Origin of the sequence: Psychrobacillus sp. NPDC096426, assembly GCF_044762745.1 — a bacterium.
GTDB lineage: Bacteria > Bacillota > Bacilli > Bacillales_A > Planococcaceae > Psychrobacillus.
In genome coordinates this window covers 173,573-190,903 of the sequence record NZ_JBIWEX010000005.1, presented here as the reverse complement: position 1 = coordinate 190,903, position 17,331 = coordinate 173,573, and the positions used below count along the sequence as shown (strand labels likewise).

The 17,331-nt window shown below is 36.6% G+C and carries 13 protein-coding genes; 8 read left to right on the top strand and 5 right to left on the bottom strand.

Annotation, left to right across the window (positions count from 1 at the left end):
• Positions 1-53 precede the first annotated feature (53 nt).
• The gene (locus ACIQYS_RS06445; RefSeq protein WP_402976354.1) at positions 54-1,178 is read left to right on the top strand and encodes a glycerate kinase; all 1,125 of its coding nucleotides are present in this window, start codon (positions 54-56) and stop codon (positions 1,176-1,178) included.
• A gap of 15 nt (positions 1,179-1,193) precedes the next feature.
• The gene (locus tag ACIQYS_RS06440; RefSeq protein ID WP_402976351.1) at positions 1,194-2,537 is read left to right on the top strand and encodes a GntP family permease; all 1,344 of its coding nucleotides are present in this window, start codon (positions 1,194-1,196) and stop codon (positions 2,535-2,537) included.
• Between the two features lie 64 nt (positions 2,538-2,601).
• Here ACIQYS_RS06440 and ACIQYS_RS06435 read toward each other — a convergent pair whose 3' ends face one another.
• Entirely contained in the window at positions 2,602-4,050 is a 1,449-nt protein-coding gene (locus tag ACIQYS_RS06435; RefSeq protein WP_402976348.1) for an S-layer homology domain-containing protein, read from the bottom strand.
• 29 nt (positions 4,051-4,079) lie between these two features.
• The gene (locus tag ACIQYS_RS06430; RefSeq protein ID WP_402976345.1) at positions 4,080-5,702 is read right to left on the bottom strand and encodes a hypothetical protein; all 1,623 of its coding nucleotides are present in this window, start codon (positions 5,700-5,702) and stop codon (positions 4,080-4,082) included.
• A gap of 248 nt (positions 5,703-5,950) precedes the next feature.
• Here ACIQYS_RS06430 and ACIQYS_RS06425 point away from each other — a divergent pair, with 248 nt between their 5' ends.
• Both ACIQYS_RS06425 and ACIQYS_RS06420 read left to right on the top strand, forming a co-directional pair.
• Positions 5,951-7,024: a branched-chain amino acid aminotransferase gene (locus ACIQYS_RS06425; protein ID WP_402976342.1), complete on the top strand. Its 1,074-nt coding sequence runs from the start codon at positions 5,951-5,953 to the stop codon at positions 7,022-7,024.
• A 77-nt stretch (positions 7,025-7,101) separates the two neighbouring features.
• Positions 7,102-7,899: a gamma-glutamyl-gamma-aminobutyrate hydrolase family protein gene (locus ACIQYS_RS06420; protein ID WP_402976339.1), complete on the top strand. Its 798-nt coding sequence runs from the start codon at positions 7,102-7,104 to the stop codon at positions 7,897-7,899.
• Between the two features lie 30 nt (positions 7,900-7,929).
• On the opposite strand, the gene ACIQYS_RS06415 is transcribed toward ACIQYS_RS06420, so the two are convergent.
• Positions 7,930-8,523 carry a transposase gene (locus ACIQYS_RS06415; protein WP_402976337.1) on the bottom strand — a complete coding sequence of 198 codons (594 nt, stop codon included), beginning with the start codon at positions 8,521-8,523 and terminating at the stop codon, positions 7,930-7,932.
• A gap of 251 nt (positions 8,524-8,774) precedes the next feature.
• Between ACIQYS_RS06415 and ACIQYS_RS06410 the strand changes: the two genes are divergently transcribed.
• The 3 genes from ACIQYS_RS06410 to ACIQYS_RS06400 are packed head-to-tail and all read left to right on the top strand — an operon-like array spanning position 8,775 to position 12,007.
• Positions 8,775-9,485 carry a response regulator transcription factor gene (locus ACIQYS_RS06410; protein WP_402976334.1) on the top strand — a complete coding sequence of 237 codons (711 nt, stop codon included), beginning with the start codon at positions 8,775-8,777 and terminating at the stop codon, positions 9,483-9,485.
• Complete coding sequence (locus ACIQYS_RS06405) at positions 9,475-10,818, top strand: HAMP domain-containing sensor histidine kinase (RefSeq protein WP_402976331.1); 1,344 nt, start codon at positions 9,475-9,477, stop codon at positions 10,816-10,818. Before ACIQYS_RS06410 ends, ACIQYS_RS06405 begins: the two co-directional genes overlap by 11 nt.
• 58 nt (positions 10,819-10,876) lie before the next feature.
• The gene (locus ACIQYS_RS06400; RefSeq protein WP_402976329.1) at positions 10,877-12,007 is read left to right on the top strand and encodes a PepSY domain-containing protein; all 1,131 of its coding nucleotides are present in this window, start codon (positions 10,877-10,879) and stop codon (positions 12,005-12,007) included.
• 618 nt (positions 12,008-12,625) lie between these two features.
• Here ACIQYS_RS06400 and ACIQYS_RS06395 read toward each other — a convergent pair.
• Positions 12,626-13,606, bottom strand: coding sequence for a proline dehydrogenase family protein (locus ACIQYS_RS06395; protein ID WP_402976327.1), 981 nt, complete (start codon positions 13,604-13,606; stop codon positions 12,626-12,628).
• Between the two features lie 266 nt (positions 13,607-13,872).
• Between ACIQYS_RS06395 and ACIQYS_RS06390 the strand changes: the two genes are divergently transcribed.
• Positions 13,873-16,194: a 5'-nucleotidase C-terminal domain-containing protein gene (locus ACIQYS_RS06390; protein WP_402976325.1), complete on the top strand. Its 2,322-nt coding sequence runs from the start codon at positions 13,873-13,875 to the stop codon at positions 16,192-16,194.
• Positions 16,195-16,250: 56 nt separating this feature from the next.
• Here the strand turns inward: ACIQYS_RS06390 and ACIQYS_RS06385 are convergent, their stop codons facing one another.
• Positions 16,251-17,300, bottom strand: coding sequence for a YkvI family membrane protein (locus ACIQYS_RS06385; RefSeq protein WP_402976323.1), 1,050 nt, complete (start codon positions 17,298-17,300; stop codon positions 16,251-16,253).
• Between the last annotated feature and the right edge of the window lie 31 nt (positions 17,301-17,331).

The following is a 17,331-nucleotide window of genomic DNA, read 5'->3' as shown; positions in this document are numbered from 1 at the left end:
TATAATTATCAATATAATTATGTGTAAGCGCTTAACTAAAATGAGGTGATAGAATGAAAATCGTTGTCAGTCCTGATTCTTTTAAAGGTTCATTAACTGCAATGGAAGCGGCACGTGAAATAGCTGCAGGTATAAAGGAAGTAAACCCAATGATTGAAACTGTATTACTCCCTGTAGCAGATGGTGGGGAAGGTACTTTGGAACCGCTAATAATGGCGACAAATGGACATACGGTTCAAGTCGACGTGCATGATCCAATTGGAAGACCAATCCGAGTAGAATACGGCGTACTAGGAGATGGGAAAACATGCGTGATCGAGATGGCGAAAGCATCTGGTTTAACTTTACTGAAGGATGATGAAAAGAATCCGCTTATTGCTTCGACATATGGAACTGGAGAGTTAATCCTACATGCACTCGATAACGGGTACAAAAAGTTCATCGTTGGTATCGGTGGAAGCGCGACAAACGATGGTGGAACAGGAATGCTACGAGCGTTAGGAATAAAATTTCTAGATCAATTTGGAGATGAATTACCGGAAGGTGCAGGAGCATTAGCTAAGTTACATAAAGTAGATGACACAAACTTTGATAAAAGAATTCGAGAATCACATTTTATCATTGCTTGTGACGTTGACAATCCATTTATTGGTCCAAATGGTGCGACGGCTATTTTTGGTCCGCAAAAAGGGGTTACTCCCGAATTAGTAGAAGTACTAGATCAAAATTTGTTTCATTTAGCGAATAAAATCGAGGATGTGACTGGTATTGCACTCCACCAAAAGCCTAGTGCAGGTGCTGCAGGTGGTTTAGGTGGGGCATTTCTTGCATTATTCCCAGTGACATTAAAACCAGGAATCGAAGTAGTTATGGAAGCAATCAATTTTAAAGCGCAAATCGTGGATGCCGATTTCATCATTACAGGGGAAGGAAAATCAGATATTCAAACACTTTCTGGTAAGGCACCTATTGGTATCGCAAATGTCGGAAAAGAAATGGGAGTTCCAGTCATATTACTTTCAGGATTTATAGAAGAGGAAAGTAGACCGCAACTATCTTCTTACTTCTATAAGCTTGCAAGTGTTGTGGGCGATATAGTATCTAAAGAAGAATCTATCGAACAAGCTGGCTATTATTTACGCTTAAGAACGAAAGAAGTTATGCAATCCATTTTATAAAAAGGGGTGTAACAAATGTTGTTTTTTGTGATTTTAGTGGGGGTTCTTTTAGTAGTATTATTAACGGCAGTGTGCAAATTGCATCCGTTTTTAGCACTTTTAATTAGTGCGTTTTTTGTAGGTATTGCATCTGGTATGCCTTTACTTACAGTCGTTGAAAATGTGAATACTGGTTTCGGCGGGCTGATGACAAGTATCGGTATTGTCATCGTTGCCGGTACAATTATCGGAGTTATTTTAGAAAAATCCGGTGCAGCTTATCGTATGGCGGAAGTGGTGCTTCGTATTTTAGGTGACAAGCGACCGCAGCTTGCGATGTCGATTATCGGTTATATCGTATCAATTCCAGTATTTTGTGACTCAGGATTTATTATTTTATCGAGCTTGAAAAAATCATTGGCAAAAAGAGCAAAAGTAAAAGTCGCTTCTATGGCAATCGCGTTGTCAACTGGATTATATGCAACACATACATTAGTTCCGCCAACACCAGGTCCTATTGCAGCAGCGGGCAATATCGGGGCTACTGACTATTTAGGTACAATCATTTTAGTTGGTTTGTTTGTAGCAATACCAGCAGTTATCGTTGGGTATATTTGGGCAGTTAAAGTCGGCACGAAAATTGACGTGGACGCAGATCATGAAGAAGCACTTGATTATGAAGAAGTAATCAAATCTTTTGGGAAAATGCCATCAACATTTAAAGCATTTTTACCAATCGTATTGCCAATTGTGTTAATTGGGATGGGTTCGGTTGCAGCATTAACAGGCAGTGAATCTGGACTTACGCAATTCTTGCAATTTTTAGGAGCACCAACTGTAGCATTATTGCTCGGGGTTTTTGCAGCATTCTTGTTATTACCTGAAATTAATGAAACGACTTTGTCTGGGTGGATTGGCGAGGCATTAAAAGAAGCAGCACCTATATTATTAATAACTGGAGCCGGGGGAGCATTTGGTACAGTAATTAAAAACTCAGGAGTTGCTGATCAATTGCAGCAATTGGATTTAGGAGCACTTGCAAACGGTGCTTGGTTCCTATTAGTACCATTCTTAATCGCAGCGGCATTGAAAACAGCGCAGGGTTCTTCTACAGCTGCTCTCGTAATTACATCATCACTAATAGCACCAATGCTTCCAACACTAGGTATTGATGGTGCGCTACCGCTTGCTTTAGTTGTCATGGCAGTTGGTGCAGGAGCTATGGCAGTGAGTCACGTTAATGACAGCTATTTCTGGGTAGTTACACAGTTCAGCGGTATGAAAGTAACGGATGCGTACAAAGCTCAAACAATGGCTACCTTATTACAAGGTGTCACAACAATCATAGTAACAATGATCATATGGCTAATCTTCGTTTAACATAATCTCATAAAAACGATAAATCCCCCGACAAAAGCAATTTATGCTTTAGCGGGGGATTTTCTTAGTTGAAATACAGCATATCGTCTCGGTAGTTTTGTTTTAAGTCTGATTCTAAGAAATTTAAATAGCGAACGAGCAGTTGAGATGCTTTTCCTCTTGTCAGTACTTCATTAGGATTGATACGATTTTTTTTATCTGGATCGATTAATCCTAATTCACTTGCTACGTAAATGCTGTCTTTTGCTTCTTTTGGTATTTTGTTATCGTCAATGAATTTAGTTGTATATCCCGGTGTAGGAGCACGTCCTTCTAATCCAAGGGAACGAACAATAATGGTAGCCGCTTGTGCACGTGTGATCGAATCTTTTGCGCCAAACTTTTCTTTATTTACTGGGCTGACGATCCCTTTATTTAGTGCGCTTTCGATATAGACATAGTTAGGATCATTTATGTCTAAGTCTTCGAATAATGCTTTTTTCGTTGAATTTTTCTTCGTAGGTTTTTCTTCCAGTACACGTAAATCTACCGCTTTTGCAACCCCCACTGTGAATAGGTCCTTCTTCATTGCTGCATCCGGTGAAAAGAAGTTACTAGATTCATCGAAGATACCTAGAGAATATAGTTTTTCGATGTTTGGCTTGGACCAATGTTTTGCGATATCACGGAATTTCGGAACGATTAAACGCTCTACTTTCGGTGTTTTTTCTTTATTTAAATAAATAGTGCCTGTTCCAGCATAATAAGGGATATTATACTCGTATTCAGAAACGATATTAGAAGAACTAATGACGGCATGTCCTCCTACAAAGCTAGAAAGGGAAGGAGTATGTTGTTCATATTCCAATACTCTTGATTTACTATCAGAAACTTTACTAGTTACAAATGCAGTTCCTTCTGGTGTTTCGATTTCATAATCGATAAACTGCGTGTCCGTAGAGCCCCAGAAATTTTTGTATCCAACGTTACGTCCGTCCATATAAACTGTAATTTTTTCTTTTGAAGTTTCTTTACCTGTTTTTTCGCTTTTAATATAAATCTTTCTAGCAATTACATTCCCAGAGTAATAGTCAGTAGCTGGCCGATTATCAATAACCGATCCTTGCGAAAATTGATAATCGTCTAATGTATAAGTTGTTTTATTTGCCATCGTAATTTTTTCGGTATAGCTTTTTACTTTTGTATTAGACGTTATTTGTCCTTTTGTTTCATAGTTTTTTAAATCTGACACATATACAACATTACGTGTTAATTTGTCCTTTTTGTCACTCTCTAACGTGAACTTATAAGTTGTCGTTAGTTGATTTTTGTTTTCTTTCTCGGTCACAGTTGCTTTTCCAATAAAATGAATGGGATAGCCCGCTAAGAAAAACACTTCTTCGTACTCATATTCATCGAGTACACCACCGTTGAAATCTGGTACCTTCGCACTTGTCGTAGGGATTAATAATGTGAACGCTAATACAACAGTCAACATTAAAACGAATAATTTTTTCATGTTTTTACTAAACATTTGAATTTTCCTTACCTCATTTCAATAGATTAATCGACTAAAATAATACGAGCTTGCGTGTACGTATCATGAATAATAAATAGTCGATCATTTTCTTCTAAATCACTTTTAGAAATAACTTTTCCTTCTTTAATGAAGGTTGTCCAGGTTGTATCCATGTAATAAATCGGCGTAGTCTCCACCCAATTACCTGCTTGCCACTGGCTTACATCTTTTACCTGGATCGAATTCCAATACCAAGTTCCACTATATCGTCCCACCGAAATGTACGATGCTGGGCTACTCCACCCTACAATTCTTGCAGCAACAATATGATTATCTTTAACATAGAAATAAGCATATTTACTAGAACTATTCGTGAAATCTGTCGTCATATGATTAGCATCTTCTACAACAACGGTATCATTACTGAAACTTAAATTACTGTATCCTACCCCGTACCAATAATTATTTGAAAGTCGATTTGCATTCGTTAAAGTAAGTTGGTACGATCCTATACTATTTATTTGGCCAAAATACACTTCATGATTCGATAAATTGGCACTTTGGAAACCATCGTTCGTCACATGAATGACATTTGCATATTGATGAGTAGTAGCACCATTCGTAATAACATAGGCATCACCACTTTGGGAAAGTGCACTTGCATCGACTAGACGCCCATTACGAATAATGATTGTTCCGTTATGATAAGGAATATTACCAGTACTTGATAATCTAATCTTTTGAGTAGAAGTATCTACTGAGTTTAGACGCTCGTGTAGATTTCGCTCATTTGATTGTTTAATAATTATTTTTTGTACAACTTCTTGGCCCATTTGCTCAATCGTTACATAATACACTTCATTATTTATATATTTTCGGATTTGACTTTCATCTATTTTTTTATTTCCAACGTATATCGGTGTTTTTGCAGTAAACGATTTTGAACTAATGGATCCGGAGCCATTTTGCCAATCCCAGTTGCGAAACACTTTTTCGTTTTTTACGACAAGTTTTTTCTTTTTCGTATCTATTTGTTGGACAGTCCCTTTATATAGATGCTCCACTTTGATACCTTCTGCGATTATTTCAATAGTAGAAAGTGTAGTGGAATCGTGTTCAGCAAGGGTTAACTTTACCCGGTCACCTTCGTATAAAACACTTAAATCGACTAATTTATTGTCTTTAAAAACTTGAGTTTGAGCATCTAAATAATAGTTAACCGAATTTCTGTCTTTTGAATTTATGGCAATAAATTTACCATTTCTATCAATCGTATTCACTGTCCCAGTAAGACTATTAGAAATAGCTTTCGAGTCACTACCTTGAGCGATACCGACAAAGCCATTTAGTTCTTTTACATTGCGCAAATCAACTGTTGCTTCCACCCACATACCTTCTTTAAATCCTCCTATTGAGGTCGGTGTGGAATTAATGAAAAGGGAAGCGTAGGAATCAATGTTCAATGTAATTGTTTTCCCTTTGTCATTTATTAAGGTGATTTTGGATAGTTGCTTTTCGGTTGTTTTATTATCCAAAACGACTTCTTCATAAGTGACATCAACAAACATTCCACTTACCAATGTGGATGCTTGCACTTGAAGGGAAGGAGAGAAGCAGCTAACGAATAAAATCGAAAGCGTAAGTATGTATGTAGTAAATTTAAACAAATATGACGCCTCCTATCTAAATAGTATTTTGTCCTATACATGGTATATCGGCTAAAGGTCATGATTTGTTACTGAAAGTTAAGTTTTCTATGTAAGTAAGCTACTTTCAAAATTGCTTAAATGGGCGTTTAAAAATATTTTTATAAAAGGTATTTATAATTTTCTTAAAAGTAGTATAATTGCATATAATATATTGTACGCAATGTAGCTACAATCTACTAAAAATTAATTGATAGGGGAAGTACATAGTGAATAGCCTTAAAATTCAAATTACAAAAAACGAAAACAAAACTGAAAAAACACCTTCAGATCAATTAGTTTTCGGTACAAAATTTACAGATCATATGTTTATAGCGGATTATACAGAAGGGCAAGGATGGCATGATCACCGAATTGTCCCTTATCAACCAATTACACTAGATCCATCTGCGAGTATTTTACATTATGGTCAAACGGTTTTTGAAGGGATGAAAGCGTACTTATCGGAAGATGGAGTTATTCGTTTATTCCGCCCAGAAGAAAATATGAGACGTATGAATAGTTCGTGCGATCGCCTTAGCATGCCTCAAATTGACGAGGATTTTGCGCTTGAAGCATTAAAGCAACTAATTGAAATAGATAAAGAATGGATTCCGAGTGAGCCAGGTACATCCCTTTATATTCGTCCATTTATGATTGCGACAGAAGCGCATTTAGGAGTATCAGCTTCTAAAACATATAGTTTTATCATTATTATGTCACCAGTTGGTTCTTACTATAAAGAAGGAATCCATCCCGTTAAAATTTTGGTAGAAAACGAATATGTTCGTGCGGTTGCTGGAGGAACTGGAACAGCAAAAACGGCCGGAAATTATGCGTCTAGTTTAAAAGCGCAAGAAGTTGCAGATCGTGAAGGATATTCACAAGTTCTTTGGTTAGACGGTATTGAACGAAAATATATAGAAGAAGTCGGCAGCATGAATGTGTTTTTCAAAATAGATGGAGAAGTAGTAACACCAGCTTTAAATGGTAGCATTTTAGATGGTATTACGCGCAAATCGATCGTTGCATTGTTGAAACATTGGGGCGTGCCAGTAACTGAGCGTAAAGTGTCTATGGAGGAAATTCGTGAGGCATACTTAAATGGTAAGCTAGACGAAGCATTTGGAACTGGAACGGCAGCAGTTATTTCTCCAATCGGTGAACTTCGCTGGAAAGGCGAACTGTTTTATGTGAACAATGGGGAAACAGGAGAACTTTCCAAAAAATTGTATGATGCTTTAACTGGAATTCAAAAAGGAACGGTTGACGATCCATTTGGCTGGGTTGTTGAAATTAAATAATAAATTGAAAATTGTCGCTCCTCCAAATGGCTGAGCGGCGATTTTTTGCGAAGATTAAATACAATGGGGGATTTAAAGTGAAACCACTTATTGGGATATGTGCAAACTATTTATCAAACGACGCGGCTGGTTTGGCAGCAGGTATCGGTGCCAAAGATCAAGATTGGCAAATGCTTGCAGATGATTATATTATTGCGATTGAGCGCGCCGGTGGTGTACCAGTTATTTTGCCGATTACAGAGGATATAGAAACAATAACGCCACTTTTACAAAAGCTCGATGGTATATTATTTTCCGGCGGTTCGGATATTGATCCTAATTACTACGGAGAGTATCCTAAATTTGGTTTAGGTTTAATAGAACCAAAGCGTGATGCTCATGAACTAAAGCTTGCTCAAAAGGTTTTATTCGACATGAATGTACCAGTACTTGGTATATGTCGAGGGATGCAGGTACTTACGGTAGCAACAGGAGGGACTCTATACCAAGATCTTCAATCCCAAAAACCAGAGGGTATTAATCACTCTGTCCCTAAGGCGGTACGACATCATGCATTCCATCCTGTAGCGATAGGAAAAGATTCGCTTCTTTACGAAATTTATCAAACAGATGAAGTTGGTGTAAATAGTTTCCATCATCAAGCAGTGAAAGAAATGGGACAAGGCTTTAAAGCTACGATGTTGGCTCCAGACGGTATTATTGAAGGAATGGAGTGGGTAGCTAGTGAACGTTTTGTAGTGGCCGTTCAGTGGCATCCAGAAATGATGGAAGGTCCCGTTTCCACAATCCGTCCCATTTTTAATGCTTTCGTAGAACGGTGCAAAGTAGCGAGTCACAATCTTACGCTTATTAGTAGTGATGAAACTATTGCCTAATAGGTTAAATGAATCCTCTCATATGTCAAACTAAGTTATTGACATATGAGAGGATTTTTCTTCTTCTGGTTGAAAATTCTCGCAATAGGAACAATAATTCTCTGCTACTATTTCTGAATATTGTTCGATGATAGAAGGCAATAACTGTGTATCTATAAAACTAGGCGGAGTCTTTGATTGATTGAAATAGAATTGGTAAGAACTATGTGGATAGAATTCCATCTTTTCTACAAGCGTATTAGACGTTCGTAAAGGATTTTGGTGAATATAGCTACTCACATTCAATAAACTAATTGGGTCGACCACCATCTTTGCGAAAAAATGTGTTTCATAAAGCTGCCCGAAATAATTATACTTCCGTTTGAAATACTCAGAATACCTTTTGTTAATAATGACCATAACACTAGAAAGTGGTACTTCTTGTGAGCGAATGAGTAAATGATAGTGATTATTCATCATGCAATAAGCAATAACAGTAAACGGATACTTTTCGTATGTATAAAGCAGTCCTCGAAAAAATAAAGCAAAGTCTGTTTCGTTTAAAAAAATATTTTGTCGATTATTTCCACGCACTGTCACATGATAAAAAGTCTCTGGCCGCCAAACTCTTCTCATACTACTCATTAAACTAACACCCCCAATGTTTTGACTACACGATACAACAAATTAAATAAAACAACAATTGTCAAAATTCATCCTTTTTCGCAACAATTTCATTGTTGAACACAGAAACGCTCCAAAAATCAATTTTCCTCCCCAAAACACCACTAAAAATAAATTTTTGAAGAGCTTATTTTCCGGCGCAACTAGTAACAGTAACGGTTAATTTATTTGGTTGTGTGATAAAATAGTGGGAAAGAAAGTGGGGATTTTCGATGAAAGAGCATGTACTGATTATTGAAGATGAGGAAAATATCGCGCGTGTTCTGCAGCTAGAGCTGGAATTCGAAGGGTATGCTGTTGAAATCGCATATACAGGTACGGATGGATTGATCAAATACAGAGAGAAAGTATGGGATATAGTTTTGCTCGATTTGATGTTGCCTGGGTTGAACGGGTTAGATGTTCTTCGGCGTATTCGAGCAACAGAGAGTGATACTCCTGTTATCCTATTAACTGCTAAAAGTGATTTAGAGGATAAGGTGACAGGCTTAGATTTAGGAGCGAATGATTACGTGACAAAGCCTTTTGAAATTGAGGAGCTTCTTGCACGCGTACGCACCGCTATTCGTTTTTCTAAATCTTCGTCTACTCTTCCGAAACGGGATGATAATGTCCATATTTTCCATTCGCTTCTATTAAATGAACAAACTCGTGAAATAACAAACGATGGAGAGTCGATCAATTTGACACCCCGAGAATATGATTTACTACTCTATTTGATGAAACATCCAAACCAAGTGCTGACGAGGGAACAATTATTAGATGCCGTGTGGGGTTTTGACTATTATGGAGATACTAATGTGGTAGACGTTTATATACGATATGTACGCAAAAAGCTAGAAGAAAACGGGAAATCCTCTCTTATTCAAACAGTACGAGGTGTCGGATACGTACTGAAGGAGAAGAAAAACGATGAAACTTAAAACAAAGATACACCTATTTTCCACCGTTCTTACACTCGTTATTTTAAGCATGATGAATGTTGGTATTTACATATTATTTGAAAAAATGGCTTTTGATACGGAATACAAACAGCTTAATAATGAAGTAGATGAGCTGATTGCCGCGTTAAGTAAAATAAGTAACGAAGCAGACGCAGCAACCATTTTACGTACATATATTCCTTCAAATGGTGGTATTCGTGTGATCGATAGTCATCAGGAACTAAAATTGTTCGTGCAAACGATAGATGGTGTCAATGACTATCACCCAAAGTTTAAAGAAGGAGAGCGGTATTCAATCGGTGCTTTTCAAAGCACACCAATCTTAACGATTAGTAAACCAGTCATTTGGGTAAACGGGGAAGTTACAGAAGTTCAGACAATGAAAATCTTAGTAGATGTAAAAAAGAATTTAGACTTTCTTCGTCTCATTTTACTAGGCGTTATGTTAGTTGGCATGCTACTCATGACTGTTTCTAGTGTTACGTTAGGTAAAATAATTACGAAACCTATCAAAAAGCTAATAAATACTATGTCCCAAAGTAGATTATCTGGAACATATAATAAAATTGTCGTACCTCCAAATGGCAAAGATGAAATGGCACAAATGGGCATTGCGTTTAACGAAATGATGGAGCAATTAGAGCAAAACTATAAAAAACAAGAACAATTTGTCTCTGATGCCTCTCACGAATTAAAAACACCACTAACCGTCATTGAAAGTTATGCAAAATTATTATCAAGGCATGGCTTTAGCAATACCGCAATTGCAGAAGAGTCTGTGCAAGCGATTGTGAATGAAACAGCTAGAATGAAAGAAATGATTGAGCAAATGTTATTGCTAGCTAAAAGTAATGAACAAAACATACGATATTTCAAAAAAATAGATGTATTTACCTTAGTAGAAACTACGTTACAATCGATGCGTACAGCTTATAATCGGAAGTTTTTATTAATAGGTGATGGACCCATTTACGCTAATACAGATATAGAACAATTGAGACAATTGCTTTTCATCATTCTGGATAACGCAAGGAAATATAGTGAGAAAGAAATTAAAACGACTATTTTGGAAGATGAAAGGGGTGTAACTATTTCTATTTTAGATTATGGAAATGGTATACCGAAAAAAGATTTGGCGCATATTTTTGACCGTTTTTATCGAGTGGATGAAGCTCGAAATCGAAAGACAGGTGGCACAGGGCTTGGAATGGCTATTGCTAAAGATATCGCTCTGCGTCTGTCAGCAGATTTAGAAATTGAAAGCACAGTTGGGTTTGGCACAACGATTCATATTTTTATCCCAAATACTTAAATTCTCATCGATTTTTAATCTTAGTACTTTAAGATAGATTTGAGGAGGGAAAGCGTGAATGAAATTTTTGAAACTAAAAAGATTTCTATCGATTATTACGGTGATTGTAGCTGGTAGTGCGATTGTGTTTTTATTAACCATTACCCGAACGAATCATCAGTCGATATCGGAAAATGAAGTCCGCTCCCAACTTGAGCAGACATATGATGCAGAAGTAGCTAGTGTAAAGAAAAATGAAGCTGTGTACGATGCGCTCATTACTAAAAATGGAATTGTCTATACAGTAGAAATGGATGCATTAACGGGTGAAGTTAATTCGCTTAAACAATCGGATAAATACATCATTCAAACAGAAAGTGAAGTTGAGGCAGGATCAAATGAATTGATCCCAGAGAAGTCTTCTCAAACGGTAGGACAACCTGACAAAGAAAAAGCGTCAGAAGAGCAAAAAGAGACGAAAGCGGAAATAGGACCAGCGAAAGCCCCTTCCAAAATTATTATTAGTGAAAAAAAGACAGCTACTAATAAAGAAGTGGTTGTAGTAGAACCACCAAAACCAAGTGAAAATACGACAACGAAGTCCATCATATCTGCCACTTCTAAAATAGAAGAAAAGGTAGAAGTAGGCAAGCCTAATAAAGAAATCAGCAAGGAATCGTTAAAAGTAGAGACGAGCAAACAGGAAGAGACAAAAGCGGAAACGCCAAAAGAAGAGACTATTAAAACAGAAGAAAAAGTAGTAGTAGCGATGAAATTGGTGCCGGCAAAAACGACTGAATCTGCTAAGGCGGAAGAACAAACGTCGGAGGAAACACAAGTACAAGTTCCCCAACCTAATACAGTACAATCAGAAGCTAAAAAACCGGATGCCGAAGCAAAACCGGAAGCTGTTACAACTGTATTAATCTCGGAAGAACAGGCGATTAAAAAAGCGCAACAGCAACAGAAAGGTACAGTTGAAAGTAGCTCGTTTGTGAAAACAAATGAGGGTGGTTACTATTTAATTGTGATGAAAGCATCCATTCCTGAGAATGACAGCAAAGAAAGTAAAGACAGCAAAGACAGCAAAGACAGCAAAGACAGCAAAGACAGCAAAGACAGCAAAGACAGTGCTAAAGAAAAGAAAGCAAAAGCGACGATCCAAGTGCATGCGATTTCTGGAAAAATACTTTCTGTTACATGGGAATAAAATTTCTCATTAAATTCTAATAAAACTCTATGAGTATTCTCATTTACTTTCGCTATTATGAAATTAACAAATGAATAATACTTAAAGTTGATGAACAAGTTTGAAGGAAGCGAGTTCAACCAACTAAGCCATAATAGGGGAAATCTCTGATTAGCAACAAAGCGATAAAGCGAAGCGAAAAAAACGAAGGTATTAAGTTTACGGCGATATCAATATATCCTTGAGCGATAACAAGGACCCTAACACCTCATTCTACCATTCCCCGTAGAATGAGGTGTTTTTTTATGGCAAAAATGTTATGGGAGACTGGCACCATTTTGTCCTAATAGGGATATAAAAAAACTGTGTTGCTAGTAGGCACCTGCAACACAGTTTTTGTTATTACTTAGAAAATTATAAAATCTATGAAACGTAGATAACTTTCTACAAGTGATTCTCCGTCCAGACTCCAGCGCACAGCTCGTCGCAGAAGAACGTTGCCCCTCGGGGTCAAATGTGAAAAAGCTGCTCCTGCGCAAGCTCGTCGGAAACAAAATCGCTTGTGGTGGCTGAGGAGCTGCCTCCTGGGCCCGCACATTTGCCTGTCGGCGCAGTCATAGGCGCTTGCGCTTTTGTTATTTATCTTTTGTTTTTATTGCTTTTTGTTAATCGTCCGAGTGCGAATGCAGCTGCACCGATTCCGATTAATGTGTTTGTTTTTTTGTTAAATACTTGTTTTACGACAAGGTTTAAATTTTGTGGGCGTTCTGCTAGACGGCGCATGAAGTAGCCGTACCAGTCACTTCCAAATGGTACATATGTACAGAAGTTATAACCTTCTTTTGCAAGCTGTTGTTGCATATCTGTACGGAATCCGTAAAGCATTTGGAATTCGAATTTGTCATTTGGAATATTATTATCTTTTATAAATTGTTTAATGTGGTTAATTACATTGTGGTCATGGGTTGCGATCGATGTGAATTTTCCGTTTAGTAAGTGCCACTCGATTAATTCTACATAGTTTTGATCGATTTCTTCTTTTGTTTGATATGCATATTCCGCTGGTTCTTTATAAGCACCCTTTACGATACGAAGGCGAAAGTTTTTATATTTTTGAATATCTTCTACAGCGCGGTAAAAGTACGCTTGAATTACAGTTCCTACATTATCGTACTCTTTCGATAACTCGTCCAAAATGTCGAAAGATGGTTGTAAGTGTTTATGTGATTCCATATCGATATTAATAAATGTACCGTATTTATTAGCTATAGCTGTAATATCTTTTAAATTCTCTAATGCAAAATCATAATCTATATCTAATCCAAGTTGGGATGGCTTCAATGAAATATGTGCATCTACTTGGTGTTCCTGAATTGCTTCAATTACAGCAATAATTTGTGCTTTTGCTTCTAAAGCTTCTTCTTTTTCGAAAACAAATTCCCCTAAATTATCTACTGTACAAGAGATCCCAAGTGCGTTCAATTTTTTGATACTTTCCATCGTTTCTGCAATATTTGTTCCTGCAACAACATGCTGTGCACCCATTTTTAAACCATATTTTTTTGCTGCCCCGTTCAATGTTTGATTTTCTGACAATGCCATAAAAATATCTTTTAACATAGTGATGCTCCCATCTTTCGTATAATGGTTAATTATATCACAAAGAGAACTATGTAAGCACATACAAGGGAAAAATTTGTCATAATAACGGTTGCTTTTTGGGGGATAAATATCGTTTATTGTCGAAAAAATTAATGTAATTTTCAATGGGGATTATCAGAATTTCGACTTGCGATATATTAGGAACTGAGGTACTTTAGGGATAGTGGATAATTATGAATCTATTAATAGAATTAATTATCTAACCATCACTCAGGAGGTAAGTTATGAAAAATAGTAAGTTCAAGAAGTCAGCTGTTGCTGCAATCATTGCGACATCATTATTTTCTGCGACGAGTGTCTCATTTGCAAATAGCTCTCTACAGGAAGTAGTAGACAACGCAAGAAAAGATATTAAAAAAGCTTCATATTCTTATGTAGTTCCTGCACAATCTGGAAAATTAGCTACTAGTACTGAATTATATTCTGTATTAAATACTGCTAAGGAAAATTATCAAAAAGCGAAAGATGCAATTATTAAATCTGATGCAAAAAATAAAAACATTTTACTTAAAAATTTAGATGAGTTGTATCATGAACGAGTAACAAAAGGGTTAATTCCTTATATTGATGCATACAACTATGCTGATAAATATTTAGATCCAATCATGAAAGAACTAGAACAAGCTGAGGCAAAGAAAGACTGGGCAGGGATTGAAAAAGCATATCACAAACTGTCGACTCAACTAAAATCGAGAACTGCTATTTTATATCGATTTACAGGGAAGGCATCTCGTGATCTATTATTAGAACAATATAAAAATCCTGCAAATCAAAAACGAGATGCTCTTGCAGTTCCAGTTACTATTTATATGAATGCGAATAAAGCAGCTGCACTTTATGCAGAAGGTAAAAAAGAAGAAGCAATGGCGATTGTAAATGCTACTTTACCTCTTGTAGATAAACTTCCAAGTGAGTCAGTAGTACCTGCTATTAAAGAACTTAAAACCTATTTAGAGAACTTATATGCTACATATTCCCAAACAAATGTAGATTTCTCTCTTTCATTAATGCATGTTAATGATACACATGCAAGAACAGAGCAAGCGCCAAAACGTCTAACAGCGATTAAAGAAGTAAGAGCAGAAAAACCATCTGCTTTATTAATCGATGCTGGGGACGTATTCTCTGGTACGCTATACTTCAATGAATTCAAGGGACAAGCAGATTTAGCTTTGATGAAGTTAATGGATTATGATGTGATGACATTTGGTAACCATGAATTTGATTTAGGTTCAACTCCGGAAGGTCATAAAGCATTAAGTGAGTTTATCCAAAAATCTAACTTCCCATTCGTTAGCTCAAATGTTGATTTCTCAAAAGACGTAAATTTAAAGGGATTATTCAATGTAAATGTTTCTTCCAATCCAAAGGATGGACAAATTTACAGCGGTATCATTAAAGAAGTGGATGGCCAAAAAATTGGATTATTTGGACTTACTACTGCAGAAACTGCGGATATTTCCAGTCCAAAAGATGTTACATTCACAGATTATATAAAAGCTGCTCAAACAATGGTAGATGAGTTTAAAAAACAAGGTGTAAATAAAGTAGTTGCAGTAACACATATCGGTTACGACGATAACCCTGCGTATGATAATGATTTATTATTAGCAGCAGCTGTTAATGGGATTGACGTAATTGTTGGTGGTCACAGTCATACACAGCTGGACAAACCTGTAGTTGTGGATAAAGATAAAAATGGGGTACAAAAAGATCCGACCGTTATCGTGCAAGCATACCAATATAGCGATTTCTTAGGCACTGTAGATGTGGATTTCGACAAAGATGGAAAAGTTGTAGGGTATGAAGGAAAATTGATTTCGATCAAAGACCAAAAAGAAGACCCTACAGCCGCAGAATTACTGAAAACGTACTCTCAAAAAATTAAAGAAATAGAAGGAAAAGAAATTGGGGTTGTAGCAGAAACAGAGCTTACGAATCCTCGAGCAAATGATAATACAGAAGTAAGCGTACGTAAAAATGAAACAGCTTTAGGTAACATCATTACGGATGGAATGCTAACAAAAGCTAAAACGTTTAATAATAAAGTAATTATGGCACTACAAAATGGCGGAGGAATTCGTGCAGCTATTAATGCTGGACCAATCACTGTTGGCGAGGTAATTACTGTATTGCCATTTGGTAATACTCTAGCAACAATGGAAGTAACAGGTGCAGAATTAAAAGAAGCATTTGAACTTAGCTTTAAATCATACCCAATAGAAAATGGCGGGTTCTTGCATGTATCAGGTGCGAAAGTTGAATTTGATTCTTCTAAACCTGCTGGAAAACGCGTGGTTTCCATTAAATACAAAGCAGCAGATGGCTCATATGTAGACATCAAAGATGCTGAAAAATATGTAGTAGCAACAAACGCATTCACTGCTAAAGGTGGAGACGGTTACGATGTATTCAAAAAAGCTTATGCAGAAGGTCGTGTAACCGATCTTGGTCTTTCCGATTGGGAAAACCTTCAAGAACAACTTCAATCATTGAAAACAGTGAACAATGAAACAGAAGGTAGAATCGTAGACGTAAAAAAATAATAAAAAACTTAAAGACCCATTCGCTATATTTAGTGAATGGGTCTCTATTATTGTTTTCAATAAACTTCTCTTTTATATGTAAACCAATATATAATAATAGCAGCTATTAGCAGAATCCCCAAATAACCAGTTACGGGATATATCGTTCCAATAAGATAGACAAATCCTAAAGAACTAGCGAAAAATGCCAAAGCACCAGTAAAACCGGTAAATGCTTTAAACGAAGTTTTTCCCGGTTTTACAATACGTGCGCAAAATGCATACAGCATCGCAACTGCTGTATTATAAATCATTCCAATAAGAATAACCGCCATAAAAAAACCAACAATAGGATGCATATTTTTTGCTAAGGTAACCATTGGCATCGATGTATTTTTAATATAATCTATTTGTGTAAACATCGAAATATTAATGAGTAAAATTAGCAGCCCTAGTCCAAGTCCCCCTAAAAATCCGCCCCAACCAGCCACTTTTTGATTTTTAACGGTACCTGCTATAACTGTAATCATCGCTACACCAGCAGCAATAATATAGGAAACGTACAATAATGCACCAACGCCCCAATGAGGAACTGGGGGAGTTGTTCCAGTACTCACATTTTTAAAATCTACGCTTGAATCATAATGGAACACCGAATAGGCCGCTATGATCAAAACAATTACTAATAGAAATGGAGTAATTGCACCAATTAATCCAATTACTTTTTGGACATTTAACGTTACGGTGATAATCGTAATAATTGCCATTATTAAACTACCAATTATAGCAGATAATTCGAACTGCTCCTCAAAAACGACGCCTGCTCCAGCAAACATAATAATCGTTATGCCAAACAACAAACAGGTAATAACCATATCAATAACAAAACCTAAATACGGACCACAAATATGATAAATGACCTTTTCGTGCGAAGTCGTCTGCAAACGACTACCAATTTGCGTTAAATTCATGCCAAGAAATGCTAATAAAATAGTTGCAAGTACGGAACCTGCAATACCTAGATAGCCATAACTAGTGAAAAATATTAATATTTCTTGACCTGACACAAAGCCTGCTCCAACGATAATCCCTATAAAAGCGGATCCGATTTGAAGGCTTTTTTTCATATATTGAGCTCCTTTTGTTTTAATTGTTCTG